At 61.7% G+C, this 1075-nt stretch carries 1 pseudogene; it reads right to left on the bottom strand.

The features are described 5' to 3' along the window. Positions 1 to 469 (bottom strand): annotated as a pseudogene (locus ACWCPY_RS43340) (IS5 family transposase); the annotation flags it as partial. Positions 470 to 1075 lie beyond the last annotated feature (606 nt).

The raw sequence follows: 1075 nt of genomic DNA, 5'->3' as shown, positions 1-1075 counted from the left end.
GTGACGTCGTGGCGGTTCCCGCTGGTCAGAGCGACGGCGAGCGGGGTTCCGTGCCGGTCGACGATGATGTGGTGTTTACTGCCGGGGCGTGCCCGGTCGACCGGCGAAGGTCCGGTGTGAGCCCCCCTTTGAGGGCCCTGACGTGCGAGCCGTCGATCGCAGCGTCGTCCATCTCCAGCAAGCCCTCTTTACGTAGTTCCGCCGGCAGGGCTTCGTGCAGGCGGGGCCAGACTCCGGCTTCGGTCCAGTCCCGCAGACGTCGCCAGGCCGTCACCCCGCTGCAGCCGACCAGCTCTGCGGGGACGTCGCGCCAGCTCACACTTTTGCGCAGCACGTAAACGATGCCCCGCAGAGCAGCACGGTCATCGGCCGGCAGCCGCCCGGGATACCGGTGCCGCCGAGGCGGACGAGGAGGCAGCAGCGGGGCTATGCGTTCCCACAGGTCATCGGGCACGAGATCAGCAGACACCCGGAAGATCCTGCCGACACAACACCCAACTGCCAAGCCAACACACCGATCTCATTCTGAAATGATCAGCAAGCCACTTCCCCCGGCGAATCATCGCTCAGGCGACCACGCTTGACCGCTCAGAACCGCAGCCAAACACCTGATATGCGAACCAAACGCTCACTTAGAGGGCGTTTAGTGATGGATTGCGGTATTAAGTCGTTCAGGTGGCCAACTATCTTCGGGATAATTCGCACCTTACGTTAGCCTTCGCGGCTTTCCGGGTGACGACCCGTGAGCCCGTTTAATCCGCTTCTCAGCACTGGATTCCGTTTGGTTTAAAAATGAGGCGGAAGAGTCCTGTCAATGCGGAGCTTCCAGGCATTTCAGGCCGTGCACGTTGGTGATGAATACGGCGAAGCGTGTCGAAACGCCCGTCGCAAATCGACATTAAATGCCCACTTAGAGGTCGTTTAAATCTGAACTGCCCGCTTATTAGCGGATTCTCGGAGTGTTGGGGTGCGGCGCGGGCGAGGTTGTGGAGGCGGTCGATGCCTGCGGGGCGGGTGGAGTTGCGGATGGGGCGGAAGGCTACGTGCTCCTGTGTCATCCCAGGATGTCCGGTCT

The organism is Streptomyces sp. NPDC002403 (genome assembly GCF_053593015.1).
The sequence above is the reverse complement of the archived record's forward strand: the minus strand, read 5'-3'. Positions and strand labels throughout refer to the sequence as shown.